The 15,747-nt window shown below is 61.4% G+C and carries 13 protein-coding genes; 4 read left to right on the forward strand and 9 right to left on the reverse strand.

Translation table 11 applies throughout. The annotated features are described in order from the left end of the window. Positions 1-209 precede the first annotated feature (209 nt). Both betT and mgrA read left to right on the forward strand, forming a co-directional pair. Complete coding sequence (gene betT / locus QF045_RS04255; RefSeq protein ID WP_306494852.1) at positions 210-2,171, forward strand: choline transporter BetT; 1,962 nt, start codon at positions 210-212, stop codon at positions 2,169-2,171. A gap of 151 nt (positions 2,172-2,322) precedes the next feature. Next, complete coding sequence (gene mgrA, locus QF045_RS04260; RefSeq protein WP_306491177.1) at positions 2,323-3,360, forward strand: L-glyceraldehyde 3-phosphate reductase; 1,038 nt, start codon at positions 2,323-2,325, stop codon at positions 3,358-3,360. Positions 3,361-3,488: 128 nt separating this feature from the next. On the opposite strand, the gene tauD is transcribed toward mgrA, so the two are convergent. From tauD to QF045_RS04295, 7 genes are all read right to left on the reverse strand, one after another. Continuing rightward, entirely contained in the window at positions 3,489-4,325 is an 837-nt protein-coding gene (tauD, locus tag QF045_RS04265; protein ID WP_306491178.1) for a taurine dioxygenase, read from the reverse strand. Positions 4,326-4,339: 14 nt separating this feature from the next. After that, entirely contained in the window at positions 4,340-5,176 is an 837-nt protein-coding gene (tauC, locus tag QF045_RS04270) for a taurine ABC transporter permease TauC (protein WP_306491179.1), read from the reverse strand. Then, positions 5,173-5,952, reverse strand: a complete 780-nt coding sequence (tauB, locus tag QF045_RS04275) for a taurine ABC transporter ATP-binding subunit (RefSeq protein ID WP_306491180.1) — start codon at positions 5,950-5,952, stop codon at positions 5,173-5,175. The genes tauC and tauB overlap by 4 nt, the downstream gene beginning before the upstream one ends. A 13-nt stretch (positions 5,953-5,965) precedes the next feature. Then, entirely contained in the window at positions 5,966-6,943 is a 978-nt protein-coding gene (gene tauA, locus QF045_RS04280) for a taurine ABC transporter substrate-binding protein (RefSeq protein ID WP_306491181.1), read from the reverse strand. Between the two features lie 251 nt (positions 6,944-7,194). Then, complete coding sequence (gene gshA, locus QF045_RS04285) at positions 7,195-8,778, reverse strand: glutamate--cysteine ligase (RefSeq protein WP_306491182.1); 1,584 nt, start codon at positions 8,776-8,778, stop codon at positions 7,195-7,197. A 214-nt stretch (positions 8,779-8,992) separates the two neighbouring features. Then, positions 8,993-9,376, reverse strand: coding sequence for a PaaI family thioesterase (locus QF045_RS04290; RefSeq protein WP_306491183.1), 384 nt, complete (start codon positions 9,374-9,376; stop codon positions 8,993-8,995). After that, entirely contained in the window at positions 9,376-11,700 is a 2,325-nt protein-coding gene (locus QF045_RS04295; protein ID WP_306491184.1) for a Tex family protein, read from the reverse strand. Before QF045_RS04295 ends, QF045_RS04290 begins: the two co-directional genes overlap by 1 nt. A gap of 357 nt (positions 11,701-12,057) precedes the next feature. On the opposite strand from QF045_RS04295, the gene ompR reads away from it, so the two are divergent. Continuing rightward, complete coding sequence (gene ompR / locus QF045_RS04300) at positions 12,058-12,798, forward strand: two-component system response regulator OmpR (protein ID WP_003236035.1); 741 nt, start codon at positions 12,058-12,060, stop codon at positions 12,796-12,798. 116 nt (positions 12,799-12,914) lie between these two features. Continuing rightward, entirely contained in the window at positions 12,915-14,228 is a 1,314-nt protein-coding gene (locus QF045_RS04305; protein WP_124384654.1) for an ATP-binding protein, read from the forward strand. A 140-nt stretch (positions 14,229-14,368) separates the two neighbouring features. On the opposite strand, the gene rimK is transcribed toward QF045_RS04305, so the two are convergent. Continuing rightward, positions 14,369-15,274 (reverse strand): 30S ribosomal protein S6--L-glutamate ligase, encoded by a 906-nt coding sequence (gene rimK, locus QF045_RS04310; protein WP_065937176.1) that lies wholly within the window; start codon positions 15,272-15,274, stop codon positions 14,369-14,371. Then, the gene (locus QF045_RS04315; RefSeq protein WP_177413543.1) at positions 15,271-15,735 is read right to left on the reverse strand and encodes an ATP-dependent zinc protease; all 465 of its coding nucleotides are present in this window, start codon (positions 15,733-15,735) and stop codon (positions 15,271-15,273) included. Before QF045_RS04315 ends, rimK begins: the two co-directional genes overlap by 4 nt. Between the last annotated feature and the right edge of the window lie 12 nt (positions 15,736-15,747).

Genomic DNA, 15,747 nt, shown 5'->3' on the forward strand with positions numbered 1-15,747 from the left:
GAATCCACTACCACTCAGCCCCGAAATTAGTCCCAAACCGCCTATTCATGTTTAACTTGAACGTTCGTTCAAGTTAAACCGGTGGTTCGCTGCCCGCTCACAACAGGAGGCTTACCTTTGCTGAGTCCGTTATTCACAGCCACATTTCACACCTCAGGGGTGCATGGTTCATGAGTGCATCGTCCACCCCTTCCAGCGGTCAGGTGCGCATGAATGCGCCCGTCTTCTACTTTGCTGCCACAGCCATCCTGCTGTTCGGCCTCACGGTCATCGCTATCCCGCAACAGGCTGGTGCCTGGCTGCTGGCGGCGCAAAACTGGGCGGCCAATACGGTCGGCTGGTATTACATGCTGGCGATGACCCTGTATCTGGTCTTCGTGGTGGTCACCGCGCTATCGGGCTACGGCAAGATAAAACTCGGTGCCGACCACGACGAGCCCGAATTCAGTTACCTGTCCTGGGCCGGCATGCTGTTCGCCGCCGGGATCAGCATCACGCTGTTCTTCTTTTGCGTATCCGAACCCTTGACCCACCTGGTGCAACCGCCCCAGGGCCAGGCGCTGAATGCCGATGCGGCACGCCAGGCCATGCAGATCCTGTTTCTGCACTGGGGCCTGCACGGCTGGGGCGTGTTCGCGTTTGTCGGCATGGCGCTGGCGTACTTCGCCTACCGGCATAACCTGCCGCTGGCGTTGCGCTCGGCGCTGTACCCGCTGATTGGCAAGCGCATCAATGGCCCGATCGGTTACGCGGTGGACGGCTTCGGCATCATCGCCACGGTGTTCGGCCTGGGCGCAGACATGGGCTTTGGCGTGCTGCACCTCAACTCCGGCCTGGATTACCTGTTCGGTATTGCCCATACCCAGTGGATTCAGGTGGGCTTGATCACCTTGATGATGGGCGCGGCGATCATCGTCGCCGTGGCCGGTGTGGACAAGGGTGTGCGGGTGATGTCCGACATCAACATGCTGCTGGCCTGCGCGCTGCTGCTGTTTGTGTTGTTTGCCGGGCCCACCCAGCATTTGCTCAACACCCTGATCCAGAACATCGGTGACTATCTGGGGGCCCTGCCAACCAAGAGTTTCGATGTGTACGCCTACGACAAACCCAGCGACTGGCTGGGCGGCTGGACGGTGTTCTACTGGGCGTGGTGGATCGCATGGTCGCCGTTCGTGGGCCTGTTCATCGCCCGCATTTCCCGCGGCCGCACCATCCGCGAATTCGTGTTTGGCGTGCTGCTGATCCCGCTGGGTTTCACCCTGGCGTGGATGTCGATCTTCGGCAACAGCGCCATCGACCAGGTGCTCAACCATGGCATGGCCGCGTTGGGCCAGTCGGCCATTGATGAGCCGTCGATGAGCCTGTATCTGCTGCTGGAAACCTACCCGTGGAGCAAAGCCGTAATTGCGGTCACGGTGTTCATCAGCTTTGTGTTCTTCGTGACCTCGGCAGACTCCGGCACCGTGGTGCTGTCGACCCTGTCGTCCAAAGGCGGCAACGCCGATGAAGACGGACCGAAATGGCTGCGCGTGTTCTGGGGCGCGATGACCGCCCTGGTCACCAGCGCCTTGCTGTTTGCCGGCAGTATCGATTCGTTGAAGTCAGCCGTGGTGCTGACCTCGTTGCCGTTCTCGCTGATCCTGTTGCTGATGATGTGGGGGCTGCACAAAGCGTTCTATCTCGAATCGCAGAAGCAGATCGCGCAGTTGCATTCCCTGGCGCCGATATCGGCTTCCCGCAAAGGCCGAGGCGGCTGGCGCCAGCGCTTGAGCCAGGCGGTGCATTTCCCGTCGCGCGATGAGGTGTACCGCTTCCTCGACACCACGGTACGCCCGGCCATCGAAGAAGTGACGGCGGTGTTTGTCGAGAAGGGCCTGAACGTGGTCGCCCAGCCCGACCCGTCCAATGACAGCGTCAGCCTGGAAATCGGCCATGGCGAGGAGCGTCCGTTCATCTACCAGGTGCAGATGCGCGGCTACTTCACGCCCTCGTTCGCCCTGGGTGGCATCGGCAAGAAAGAGATCAACAACCGCCGCTATTACCGCGCGGAAGTGCACTTGAGTGAGGGCAGCCAGGACTATGACCTGGTCGGCTACACCAAGGAGCAGATCATCAATGACATCCTCGACCAGTACGAGCGGCACCTGCAGTTCCTGCATCTGGTGCGCTGAGTAAAAACCGCTGGATGTGCGCTGCACCGTTCCTCTCGGGTAGGTCTTTGCTGTAAAAGGGAAAGGCAGACTTAAGCGATTCAGCGGGTTGAAAGGACTGGGAATAACCTTATTCCCAGGCCTTATTGGCCCCAAGCCCAGAGAGGATTCGATGACGTACATTGCTGCCGAAAACCGCTATGAATCTATTCCTTATCGCCGCGTAGGCCGCAGTGGATTGGTGCTGCCGGCACTGTCCCTGGGGTTGTGGCACAACTTCGGCGACAGCACGCCGATCGCCACCCAGCGCGCCCTGCTGCGCACTGCGTTCGACTTAGGCATCAACCACTTCGACCTGGCGAATAACTACGGCCCGCCTTACGGCAGCGCCGAGATCAACTTTGGTCGGTTGCTGCGCGAAGACTTCAAGCATTACCGCGACGAGCTGATCATCTCCAGCAAGGCCGGCTGGGACATGTGGCCCGGTCCTTACGGCCAGGGCGGCGGTTCGCGCAAATACGTGCTGGCGAGCCTGGACCAGAGCCTGCAACGCCTGGGCGTCGACTACGTGGATATTTTCTATTCCCACCGTTTCGATGCCGACACGCCGCTGGAAGAAACCGCCAGTGCGCTGGCCACTGCCGTGCAACAGGGCAAGGCGTTGTACATCGGTATCTCGTCCTACTCCGGGGTAAAAACCCGCGAGATGGCGGCATTGCTCAAAGAGTGGAAAGTGCCGTTGTTGATTCACCAGCCGGCCTACAACCTGCTTAACCGCTGGGTGGAAAAAGACCTGCTCGACACCACCGAAGAACTCGGCACCGGGGTGATTGCCTTCACGCCACTGGCCCAGGGTTTGCTCACCGACAAATACCTCAACGGCATACCGGAAGATGCTCGGGTGAATCGCCCCGGCGGTGGCTCGCTGCAGGCCAAGCACTTGTCCGAAGCCAACATTGCCCACGTGCGTGCCTTGAACGAAATCGCCCAGCGTCGCGGCCAGAGCCTGGCGCAACTGGCGTTGGCCTGGACCCTGCGTGACCCACGGGTGACCAGTGCGCTGATCGGTGCGAGCCGGCCGGAGCAGATTATCGAGAACGTCGGGGCGTTGCAGAACCTGAGCTTCAGCATTGAAGAACTGGCGGAAATCGACCGGTTTGCGCAGGAAGGCGGGATTAACTTGTGGGAGAAGCCATCCACTGCTGAATAACCTGGCGCTGCCCGGTCAAAAATGTGGGAGGGGGCTTGCTCCCGATAGCCATCTGTCAGCCAGCTAATCAGTGACTGACACACCGCTATCGGGGGCAAGCCCCCTCCCACATTTGAACTGAGGTGTTTTTAGAACGGCACGTCGCCAAGAATTGTCGCCCGGTGCATCACCCGTCGCTGCGGCCGGTAGTCGTCCACGGCGTAGTGCTGGGTGACGCGGTTGTCCCAGAACGCCACGTCGTTTTCCTGCCAGCGCCAGCGAATGGTGAATTCCGGGCGGGTGGCATGGGCGAACAGAAACTTCAGGATCGCCTCGCTTTCGGCCGGTTCCAGTTCATTGATTTTGGTGGTGAAGCCGTCGCTGACGAACAGTGATTTACGGCCACTCACAGGGTGTGTACGTATCACCGGGTGCGACAGCGGTGGGTTCTTTTTGCGGGCTTCTTCCCAACGCGCCAGGTCGGCGGCGGTGTTGCCATAGCGCTCCAGCGGAAAGGATTTGACGAAGTCGTGGGTGGCGGTCAGCCCATCGAGCAACGCCTTGAGTGGCTCGGACAGCGCTTCATAGGCTGCGATCCCACTCGCCCACAAGGTGTCGCCACCGTAGCTCGGCAGCAGCTTGGCGCTGAGCACCGCGCCGAGGGCCGGGGTGGGCAGGAAGGTCACGTCGGTGTGCCAGATCGCATTGTCACGTACGTCGGTGACGGCCGTGTCGAGGATCAGCACTTCGGGCTGTTCCGGCACGTTGGGGTAGATCGGATGAATATGCAGGTCACCAAAATGCGCCGCGAACCGAGCCTGTTGCTGCGGGGTGATCGGCTGGTTTCGGAAGAACAGCACCGAGTGCGCGAGCAATGCTTGTTCGATGGCGTCGCGCTGTTCGCTGCTCAGCGTTTGGGTAATATCGACGCCACTGATCTGGGCGCCCAGTGCGGTGCTTAACGGGGTAACGGTCAGGCTGCTCATTTATCGTTCATCACTCAGTGTGCCTGGCCATGCCACGGCACTAATTTACGCTGCAGGGCGCGCAGGCCCATTTCCATGGCGAAGGCGATCAGCGCGATCACCAGGATGCCCAATACCACGACGTCGGTGACCAGAAACTGCGCCGCCGACTGCACCATGAAGCCCAGGCCGCTGGTGGCGGCGATCAGTTCGGCGGCCACCAGGGTCGACCACCCCACGCCCAGGCCGATGCGCACACCGGTGAGGATGTCGGGCAGGGCGCTGGGCAGGATCACATGACGAATCAACTGGGCCCGGGTCGCGCCGAGGGACTGCGCGGCGCGCAACTTGGCCGGGTCCACAGTGCGCACGCCGGTCGCGGTGGCGATGGCGATCGGCGCAAAGATCGCCAGGTAAATCAGCAGCACCTTGGACAGCTCGCCGATGCCGCACCAGATCACGATCAGCGGCAGATAGGCCAACGGCGGAATCGGCCGGTAGAACTCGATCAGCGGGTCGAGAATGCCGCGGGCGATACGGTTGGCGCCGATGGCGATCCCGACCGGCACGGCCGTCAGCACCGCGAAGCCCAGGCCCAGGCCGATGCGGCTGAGGCTGGCGCCCAAGTGCTGCCACAAGGTGGAATCCATATAGCCGGTGGTGGCCAGCAACCAGCCTTTTTGCAGCACAGCAGAGGGTGGCGGCAGGAACAGCGGCTCGATCAGCCCAGTGGCGGTCACCGCCCACCACAGCACGAGCAAGGCAAGCAGGGTCAACACGCTGATCCAGCGCGTACTCAGGCTGCGCCGTAGCGCGACCGCCTGGGGTGAGACGGACTTGGCCGCCGTGGTGGAAAGTTCGTAGCTGCTCATGCGTACACCTGCCGTTGCGAGAACACCTTGCCCAGCACGTGTTCACGGGTTTCGATAAAGCGCGGGTCGGACTTGATCGCCCGTGCCGACTCGCCGGCCGCGTAGCGTTGGCCAAAGTCCAGGTGCAGACGCTCCACGATCTGGCCGGGATTGGGCGCCAGCAGGATCAGGTCCGTGGCAAGGAATACCGCTTCTTCGATGTCGTGGGTGATCAGAAACACCGGCTTGGCCGTGCGGCGCCAGACTTGCAGCAGCAGTTCTTGCATCTGTTCGCGGGTAAAGGCATCGAGGGCGCCGAAGGGCTCGTCCATCAGCAATACGCGAGGGTCGGCGGCGAGGGCGCGCGCGAGGCCGACGCGTTGCTTCTGGCCACCGGAGAGTTGCCAGATGCGGCGGCTGTCGAAACCGCTCAGGTCCACCAGCGCGAGCATTTCCCGGGCGCGCGCTTCACGTTGCGCCTTGGGCACGCCGGCCAGTTCCAGGCCGAAGCCGACGTTGGCCAGCACGTCCTGCCAGGGCAACAGGGCATCGTCCTGAAACACCACGCCACGCTCGGCGCTGGGGCCTTTGACCGGCACGCCATCGAGGGTGATGCGCCCGGCTGAAGGCTCGACGAAGCCGGCAATCAGGTTCAACAGCGAAGTCTTGCCACTGCCGGACGGGCCGAGGGCTACCAGCAATTGCTGTGGCCCAAGCTCAAGTGAAATATCCGCCAGTACCGGTTCCGGAGCGCCTGGGTACTGTGCGCTGATGCGCTCCAGTTGTAGCAAGGCCATCGCGATGAACTCCTCAGTTGGTGATGAATTTGGCGCTGATGTAAGGGGCGTAGTCCGGCAGCACGGCGTCGACCTTGCCTTGTTCCTTGAGGAACGCCGCGGTATCGGTGACGGCCTTGGTGGTCGGTGCGCCCAGCAGGGTCACCTGGTCGGCGGCCAGTGGGTAGACGTTGCCTTGCAGCAGCAGCGGGATGTCGCTGGCCTTGGCGCCGGAGAGTTTCACCAGCTTGTCGACGTTGGTTTTGTCGGCGAGCCAGGCTTGTGGGTCTTTGCGATACGTCGCGTAGGCATCCAGGGTGACCTTGGCAAAGGCGGTGACGATTTCCGGATGCTTCTCGGCGAAGTCCTTGCGCACGATCCAGGCGTCGAAGGTCGGCGCGCCGAACTTGGCCAACTCGCCGGAAGTGATCAACACCTTGCCGTTTTCCTTGGCAACGCCCAGAGCCGGGTCCCACACGTAGGTGGCGTCGATATCACCGCGCTTCCAGGCGGCGATGATGGCCGGTGGCGCGAGATTGAGGATGGTCACTTTCGAAGGGTCGATGTTCCAGTGCTTCAGCGCGGCCAGCAGGCTGTAGTGACCGGTGGACACGAACGGCACGGCGATCTTTTTACCGATCAAGTCCTGCGGGCTGTTGATCCCCGAACCGTCACGCGCCACCAGGGCTTCGGCGCCGCCGATCTGGGTGGCGACGAGGAAGGTTTGCACCGGTACCTTGCGAGTGATCGCAGCGGTCAACGGGCTGGAACCGAGGTAGCCGATCTGCACGTCGCCCGAGGCGATGGCGGCGATGATATCGGCGCCATTGTCGAATTTGCGCCAGTCGATCTTGGCGTGGGTGGCCTTTTCATAGGCGCCGTCGGCCTGGGCGACTTTCGCCGGGTCTACGGTGGTCTGGTAAGCGACGGTCACATCCGCCGCCTGGGCAAACAGGCTGGCACCGGCCAGGGACAACGCCGCCAGCAAGCGCAGTGGGGTCAGCAGTTTCAAGGGGAAGCTCCTCAGTCAGGCGGCCGGGTGGTCGGCGTGTGAGGAGACTAAATGATCTAAGAATCCGAAAATAAATAACATTTTCGAATTAGCTTAGTGACAGAAGTGACTGTGAATCTCGAATGTGCAGAAAGCCAATGTGGGAGGGGGCTTGCCCCCGATAGCGGTGGGTCAGTCACTAATGGGTCGACTGACACTTTGCTATCGGGAGCAAGCCCCCCGCCACATTTTTAAACCAGCTTCGGCCTCAATCAGTTGCTGATCGCCAGAATGCTTGCCTGGTACGAGCCGACGAACACATCGAAATCGCCCACTTCGTTCTGTTCAAGCTCAGCCTGTTGAGCCAGCGACGTACGTGCCAGTTCTTCAAAGCGCGCCTGTTCCTCGGCGGGAAGCGGTTCCTTGCGGAAGTACTCAGCGTGCAGCTCGCTCTGGTGCAGCGAGAACTGCGCAAAACTTTCCTTGCGCTCGGCCATCACTGCCAGCACCTGAGCTGACGGTGTCAGAGACGGGTCGTTGACCTTGGCCAGTTGAGCGTCCAGGGCCTGGCTGTGTTCAGTGATGCCATGGCTCTCATCGAGCAGGGCGGCCAGCGGCGCGATTTGTTCCAGCAGTTCGGCAGCCCACTCTTTCATACCCACCGCTTGGCCTTCGCGCTGCAATTGCAGGCCCGGCCGGCGGCCTTCCTTGACCACGCTGAGGAAGTTGGAGGTGGCATTACCGCATTCGTTATTGGCAAACAGCGGGCTGTCGTTCAACGCGCAATACAACAAGAACGCGTCGAGAAAGCGCGACTCGGGAAGATCGATACCCATTGGCAGAAACGGGTTGATGTCCAGGCAGCGCACTTCGATGTACTGGATGCCACGGGCCATCAGCGCCTGGATCGGCCGCTCGCCGGTATAGGTCACGCGCTTGGGGCGGATGTTGGAGTAGTACTCGTTTTCGATCTGCAGGATATTGGTGTTGAGCTGCACCCACTCACCATCCTTGTGCGTGCCGACTTCGACATACGGCGCGTAGGGCGTTGCCACCGCTTCGCGCAGACTGTCGGTGTAGCTGGCCAGGTCGTTGTAGCACGGCGTGAGGCCGGCTTGGGCGTTGCTCTGGTAACCCAGGTCGCTCATGCGCAGGCTGGTGGCGTACGGCAAGTACAGCGTTTCGGCGTCGAGCACTTCAAGCTGGTGCGAGCGGCCGCGCAGGAAACCCGCGTCCAGGGCCGGCGAGGCACCGAACAGGTACATCAGCAGCCAGCTGTAGCGACGGAAGTTACGAATCAGCGCGATATAGGCGGTGGATTGATAGTCGCGGTCGGTGCCGACAAACCCTTCGGCTTCCTTGAGCAACGGCCATAGCTCTTCGGGCAGCGAAAAATTGTAGTGGATACCGGCGATGCATTGCATGGTCTTGCCGTAGCGCAGGGCCAGGCCCTTGCGGTAAACGTACTTGAGCTGCCCGATATTGGACGTGCCGTAGTAGGCAATCGGAATGTCTTCCTCGGCCGGCAACGGACACGGCATCGAGGGGCTCCACAGGTATTCGCTGCCCAATTTGCTGTAGGCAAAGCGATGGATCTTGTCCAGGCTGCTCAGGGTATCGGCCGGGTTGGGCAGCGCGGGAGTGATGAACTCCAGCAGCGACTCCGAGTAGTCGGTGGTGATCTGTTCGTGGGTCAACGCGGCGCCCAGGGCTTCGGGATGCGGCGTCTGGGCCAGGCGACCCTCGCTGGTGACGCGCAGGCATTCACGCTCGATGCCATGCAGGCAGTGCTCTAGCAGGGAGAGGTGTTCGCGCTTGCCGAGCAGGGCCAGGCGGCGGTTGAGAAGTTCGCTCAAGTTGGATTCCTTCACGCGTCAGTCGCCCCAATATGGGGGTGGGCAAGACGGTCTACAAGGGTGAAGTTGAAACTGGCGTGATCGCCTGGTTCTGAGTCGATTTGACCCGCTCTGAATATGCCTACTTCACTCCATGAATTGGGCTACAGCGAAGCGATAAAATTCCGACGCTGTTGTCGCAGCGCCGAAATTAACTCAAATCAGGGGCAGGGAGCTATAGGACAGCGAACGTGCCCTGTGCTTTTGCGACAAGTCTTTCGCCTTGGTACACGTCGGCTTCGACCACCAATGTGCGCCTGCCGGCGTGAATCACCCGACTGGTGCACAACACGTCACCGTCTTCAACGGCGCGGATATAGTTGATCTTGCACTCGATGGTCGCGCTCTGCTGGTCGAACCCGTGAACGCTGGAGCATGCCAGCCCCATGGTGATGTCCACCAGGCTGAAAATCGCGCCGCCATGCAGCTTGCCGCCGCGATTGCGCAACTGCGGCGCCAGGCTCAGGGCCACCTCGGCAACGCCCTCATCCAGGCGTTGCAGGCGGCAGCCGATCAGCTCGCTGAACGCGCTCTGGGTCAAACCGGCTGGAATGTCCATCAGCGCTTCTTCAACTGCTTGGCATTGGCGAATAGCGAGGCCATGGCGTTGTTGCTCGGTGCGGCTGTTGCGGTTTCCTTGCGCGGCGCGGTGTTCTGCGACGAGCGCGGTGCCGAGCCAGGGCGCGCGCCACGGGCACCGTCGATTTTCTCGCCGGGGGTGTCGCTCATGCGCATCGACAGGCCAACGCGTTTGCGCGGGATGTCGACTTCCATCACCTTGACCTTAACCACGTCACCGGCCTTCACCGCTTCGCGAGGGTCCTTGATGAACTTCTCCGAAAGCGCGGAGATGTGCACCAAACCGTCCTGATGCACGCCGATATCCACGAACGCACCGAAGTTGGTCACGTTGGTCACCACGCCTTCGAGGATCATGCCCGGTTGCAGGTCCTTGAGGTCTTCGACACCGTCCTGGAACTCGGCGGTCTTGAACTCGGGGCGTGGGTCGCGGCCGGGTTTTTCCAGTTCCTGCAGGATGTCAGCGATAGTGGGTACGCCGAAGGTTTCGTCGGTGTACTTCTTCGGGTCCAGGCGCTTGAGGAACGCGGCGTCGCCGATCAGCGAGCGGATGTCGCGATCGGTTTCGGCGGCAATGCGCTGTACCAGCGGATAGGCTTCCGGGTGAACCGCAGACGCATCCAGCGGGTTATCGCCGTTCATTACGCGTAGGAAACCGGCGGCTTGCTCGAAGGTTTTCTCACCCAGGCGCGCGACTTTTTTCAGCGCGGCGCGGGTTTTGAACGCACCGTTCTCGTCGCGGTGGGTGACGATATTCTGCGCGAGGGTAGCGTTGAGGCCGGAGATACGCGCGAGCAGCGCCACGGAGGCGGTGTTCACGTCCACACCCACGGCGTTCACGCAGTCTTCCACCACCGCATCCAGGCCACGCGCCAGCTTGAGCTGCGACACGTCGTGCTGGTATTGGCCGACGCCGATGGATTTGGGGTCGATTTTCACCAGCTCGGCCAGCGGATCCTGCAGGCGACGGGCAATGGATACGGCGCCGCGGATCGACACGTCGAGGTCCGGGAATTCCTTGGACGCCAGTTCCGAGGCCGAGTACACCGAAGCACCCGCTTCGGAGACCATGACCTTGGTCATCTTCATGGCCGGGTATTTTTTGATCAGCTCGGCGGCCAGCTTGTCGGTTTCGCGGCTGGCGGTGCCGTTGCCGATGGCGATCAGGTCCACGGCGTGCTTGGCGCACAGGGCGGCCAGGATCGCGAGGGTCTGGTCCCACTTGTTGTGCGGTACGTGCGGGTAGACGGTGGCGTGGTCCAGCAGCTTGCCGGTGGCGTCGACCACCGCGACCTTGCAACCGGTGCGCAGGCCCGGGTCCAGGCCCAGGGTCGCCCGTGGGCCGGCCGGTGCGGCCAGGAGCAGGTCATGCAGGTTGTGGGCGAACACGTTGATCGCCTCGGTTTCGGCACCATCACGCAGCTCACCGAGCAGGTCGGTTTCCAGGTGGGTGTAGAGCTTGACCTTCCAGGTCCAGCGCACGACTTCACCGAGCCACTTGTCCGCAGGACGATTCTGATTCTGGATGCCGAATTGTTGACCGATCATGCCTTCGCACGGGTGCATGGTGCCTGGCAGCTCGTCACCGACTTTGAGCGCGGAGCTGAGAATGCCCTCGTTACGGCCGCGGAAAATCGCCAGGGCGCGGTGGGACGGCATGCTTTTGAGCGGTTCGTCGTGTTCGAAGTAATCGCGGAACTTGGCGCCTTCTTCCTCTTTGCCGGCGATGACGCGGGCGCTGAGAATGGCTTCCTGCTTGAGGTAGGTGCGCAGTTTTTCCAGCAGGCTGGCGTTTTCCGCGAAGCGCTCCATCAGGATGTACTTGGCGCCTTCGAGTGCGGCCTTGATATCAGCGACGCCTTTTTCCGCATCGATAAAGCGTGCGGCTTCGGTTTCCGGGGCCAGCGACGGGTCATTGAACAAACCGTCGGCCAAGTCACCCAGGCCGGCTTCCAGTGCGATCTGACCCTTTGTACGGCGTTTCTGTTTATACGGCAGGTAAAGGTCTTCGAGGCGGGTCTTGGTATCGGCGAGCTTGATGTCGCGCTCCAGCTGTGGGGTCAGCTTGCCCTGTTCCTCGATGCTGGCGAGGATGCTGATACGCCGCTCGTCGAGTTCTCGCAGGTAGCGCAGGCGCTCTTCCAGGTGTCGCAGCTGGATGTCGTCAAGGCTGCCGGTCACCTCTTTTCGGTAACGGGCGATGAAAGGCACCGTAGAGCCCTCATCCAGTAGCGCGACGGCCGCTTCGACCTGTTGTGGGCGTACACCGAGTTCCTCGGCGATGCGGCTGTTGATGCTGTCCATAAAACCACCTGAAATTCTGAAAAAGCAGCTCGCATGCCCGGAAAACAAGGCCTTGCGAGGCTGGTTGAGCGGCCCGACTGGCGCCGCTGCCTGGGTCAAGAGGCAGCCTATTGACCCTCGAAATCGAAAAAACACGACAAGCGGGTAAAAAAAAGCCCGGCAGTAAACGGTAACGATCTGACGTTGCCCTGCACAAAGGCGCCGCATTATAACCAGCGTTCTGCCCTTGGGGGCTACTGCGCCGGTGGTTCCGGGGCGCGGCTTGGCTGGCGGTAGACGAAAAATCTGCTAACAATGCACACGGTGCGTATAACGGCAGCTAGGCCATAATGCGCGCCGAGATAAGAGGAGCATCTAATGAGCAGCACTGCACAAACTGCTGAAGGCGAAAAAATTCTCATCGTTGACGACGATCCGGGGCTGAGCAGCCTGCTGGAGCGTTTCTTCAACTCCAAAGGCTACCGGGCGCGCGCGGTGCCGAACACCGAGCAGATGGACCGCCTGTTGGGTCGCGAAGTGTTCAATCTGGTCGTGCTCGACCTGATGTTGCCCGGCGAAGACGGCCTGACCGCCTGCAAGCGTCTGCGCGGCGCGAACAACCAGATCCCGATCATCATGCTCACCGCCAAGGGTGATGAGCTGAGTCGTATCAAGGGCCTCGAACTGGGCGCTGATGACTACCTGGCCAAGCCGTTCAACCCTGACGAGTTGATGGCGCGGGTCAAGGCCGTATTACGCCGTCAGGCCCCCTCGGTACCGGGTGCGCCAGGCAGCGAAGACGAAAGCGTGACCTTTGGCGACTACGAGTTGTCCCTGGCCACCCGCGAGCTCAAGCGTGGCGACGAAGTGCACATGCTCACCACCGGCGAATTCGCGGTGCTCAAGGCTCTGGTGATGAACGCTCGCCAGCCACTGACCCGCGACAAGCTGATGAACCTGGCCCGTGGCCGAGAATGGGACGCGCTGGAGCGCTCCATCGACGTGCAGATCTCTCGACTGCGCCGGATGATCGAGCCAGACCCTTCCAAGCCGCGATATATCCAGACGGTGTGGGGTGTGGGTTATGTGTTTGTGCCGGATGGCACCGCAACCAAGTGACCGATGATTTGCAGGGGCGGGCATCCGGCGTTTGATTCCTTGGGGGTCGACGGGGTGTCCGGCGTCTGCAATTCTGCGAGCGCCGCTCGTTTCTGCAAGGTGTCTAGCTGTCTCCTATGAAAACCCCGCTGTGGTTCCCGCAAAGTTTCTTCTCCCGCACCCTTTGGCTGGTGCTGATCGTCGTTCTGTTTTCGAAAGCCCTCACACTGGTTTATCTACTGATGAACGAGGACGTGCTGGTGGATCGGCAGTACAGCCATGGTGTCGCCTTGACGTTGCGTGCCTACTGGGCCGTAGACCCCGAGAACCGTGAAAAAGTAGCCAAGGCCTCTACGCTGATTCGGGTTGACGGCGCCGGCGTGCCTGAGGGCGAACAGCATTGGCCCTACAGTGAAATCTACCAGCGCCAGATGCAGGCGGAGCTGGGCGAAGACACCGAAGTGCGGCTGCGCATGCATGTTTCGCCTGCGCTGTGGGTGAGGGCGCCGAGTCTGGGAGATGCCTGGATCAAGGTGCCGCTGTATCCGCACCCGCTGCGCGGTCAGAAAATCTGGAACGTATTGGGCTGGTTCCTTGCGATCGGCCTGCTTTCAACCGCGTCCGCATGGATCTTCGTGCGCCAGCTCAACCAACCGCTCAAGCGTCTGGTGTTCGCGGCCCGCCAATTGGGTCAGGGGCGCAGCGTGCGCCTGCCGGTCAGCGATACGCCCAGTGAGATGACCGAGGTGTATGGCGCATTCAACCAGATGGCGGAGGATGTCGAGCAGGCCGGGCGCGAGCGCGAGCTGATGCTGGCGGGTGTGTCCCATGACCTGCGCACGCCGCTGACGCGCTTGCGCTTGTCCCTGGAGTTGATGGGCGACCATACCGACCTCACCGATGACATGGTGCGGGACATCGAGGATATGGACGCAATCCTGGACCAGTTCCTGGCGTTCATCCGTGACGGGCGTGATGAGGTTGTGGAGGAGGTCGACCTGACTGATCTGGTGCGTGAAGTGGTCGCGCCCTATAACCAGAGTGGGGAACAGGTGCGCATGCGCCTGGAGCCGATTCAGCCATTTGCTTTACGCAGGGTGTCGATGAAGCGCCTGCTCAACAACCTGATCGGCAATGCCTTGCATCATGCCGGTTCGGATGTGGAAGTGGCGGCCTACGTGTCTGGCGACAGCGCTGCGCCTTATGTGGTGCTGAGCGTGATGGACCGCGGTACTGGCATCGACCCGGCTGAACTGGAAGCCATTTTCAACCCGTTCACCCGTGGCGACCGCGCCCGAGGCGGTAAAGGTACCGGTTTGGGGTTGGCGATCGTGCGGCGGATTGCGTCGATGCACGGCGGCAACGTCGAATTGCGCAACCGTGAAGAGGGCGGGCTGGAAGCACGGGTGCGCTTGCCGCTCGGGTTGATGTTGCCCAGGGATGCGGTCTAACAGACAACATGAATCAAATGTGGGAGGGGGCTTGCTCCCGATAGCAGAATGTCAGTCAATGCAGATGTAACTGACCCACCGCTATCGGGAGCAAGCCCCCTCCCACATTTGAACTGATGTTGTATCAGGGGCAGAGCTTTTCAGCCCTTACCCTTGGTCCGAGTCATATTCGGCCCGCCGTTCTTTTCCAGATGCTGAATGATGATCCCCGCCACATCCTTGCTGGTGGTGGTCTCGATCCCTTCCAGGCCTGGTGATGAGTTAACTTCCATCACCAGCGGCCCATGGTTGGAGCGCAGAATATCCACGCCGGCCACGGCCAGCCCCATGACCTTGGCTGCACGCAGCGCGGTCATGCGCTCCTCCGGGGTGATCTTGATCAGGCTGGCGCTGCCGCCACGGTGCAGGTTGGAGCGGAACTCACCCGGCTTGGCCTGGCGCTTCATGGCCGCGATCACCTTGTCGCCCACCACGAAGCAGCGGATATCCGCACCGCCGGCTTCCTTGATGTACTCCTGCACCATGATGTTCTGCTTGAGGCCCATGAACGCCTCGATCACCGACTCCGCTGCCGTTGCCGTTTCGCACAAGACCACGCCAATGCCCTGGGTGCCTTCCAGCACCTTGATCACCAGCGGCGCGCCATTGACCATTTCGATCAGGTCGGGGATGTCATCCGGGGAGTGGGCAAAGCCGGTGACCGGCAGGCCAATACCCCGGCGCGACAGCAGCTGCAGCGAGCGCAACTTGTCCCGCGAACGTGCGATGGCCACGGATTCATTCAGCGGGAACACGCCCATCATTTCGAACTGGCGCAGTACCGCGCAGCCGTAGAACGTCACGGAGGCGCCGATGCGCGGGATTACCGCATCAAAACCTTCCAGCGGCTTGCCACGGTAGTGGATCTGCGGCTTGTGGCTGGCAATGTTCATATAGGCCCGCAACGTGTCGATCACCACCATTTCATGGCCACGTTCAGTGCCGGCCTCGACCAGGCGGCGGGTGGAATACAGACGCGGGTTTCGCGACAGCACAGCAATCTTCATGCAGCACCTGGGGCAGAAATAGTGGAGACCGGGAACACCGGCTTGTCTTGAACATACTTGACGCCTGGGCTGACCACCAATTGGCCGTCAATCAGCGCCTTGGAGCCCAGCAGCAGTCGATAACGCATGGCCTTGCGGCAAGCGAGGGTGAATTCCACCCGCCACACCCGATCACCCAGCGCCAGGGTGGTGCTGATCACATAGCGCACCTGCGCATGGCCGTTGGAGCTCTTGATGGTTTTCATCGTCACCAGGGGCGCTTCGCAGCGGCGGTGGCGCAGTTGCACCACGCTGCCCAGGTGCGCGGTAAAACGCACCCACTTCTCACCGTCACGCTCGAACGGTTCGATGTCGGTGGCGTGCAGGCTTGAGGTACTGGCACCGGTGTCGATCTTGGCGCGCAGGCCGGCCACTCCCAAGTCGGGAAGCGCCACCCATTCACGCAGACCCACAACGGTCAAATGGTCAAATGT

This window comes from Pseudomonas sp. W4I3 (genome assembly GCF_030816195.1).
Classification (GTDB): domain Bacteria; phylum Pseudomonadota; class Gammaproteobacteria; order Pseudomonadales; family Pseudomonadaceae; genus Aquipseudomonas.

Coding starts and splice junctions, on each gene's coding strand:
- QF045_RS04295 (WP_306491184.1), bottom strand. CDS start 11,700: ATGGACAGCATCAACAGCCGCATCGCCGAGGAACTCGGTGTACGCCCA.
- ompR (WP_003236035.1), top strand. CDS start 12,058: ATGAGCAGCACTGCACAAACTGCTGAAGGCGAAAAAATTCTCATCGTT.
- tauC (WP_306491179.1), bottom strand. CDS start 5,176: ATGAGCAGCTACGAACTTTCCACCACGGCGGCCAAGTCCGTCTCACCC.
- mgrA (WP_306491177.1), top strand. CDS start 2,323: ATGACGTACATTGCTGCCGAAAACCGCTATGAATCTATTCCTTATCGC.
- tauD (WP_306491178.1), bottom strand. CDS start 4,325: ATGAGCAGCCTGACCGTTACCCCGTTAAGCACCGCACTGGGCGCCCAG.
- tauB (WP_306491180.1), bottom strand. CDS start 5,952: ATGGCCTTGCTACAACTGGAGCGCATCAGCGCACAGTACCCAGGCGCT.
- QF045_RS04290 (WP_306491183.1), bottom strand. CDS start 9,376: ATGGACATTCCAGCCGGTTTGACCCAGAGCGCGTTCAGCGAGCTGATC.
- betT (WP_306494852.1), top strand. CDS start 210: ATGAATGCGCCCGTCTTCTACTTTGCTGCCACAGCCATCCTGCTGTTC.
- QF045_RS04305 (WP_124384654.1), top strand. CDS start 12,915: ATGAAAACCCCGCTGTGGTTCCCGCAAAGTTTCTTCTCCCGCACCCTT.
- rimK (WP_065937176.1), bottom strand. CDS start 15,274: ATGAAGATTGCTGTGCTGTCGCGAAACCCGCGTCTGTATTCCACCCGC.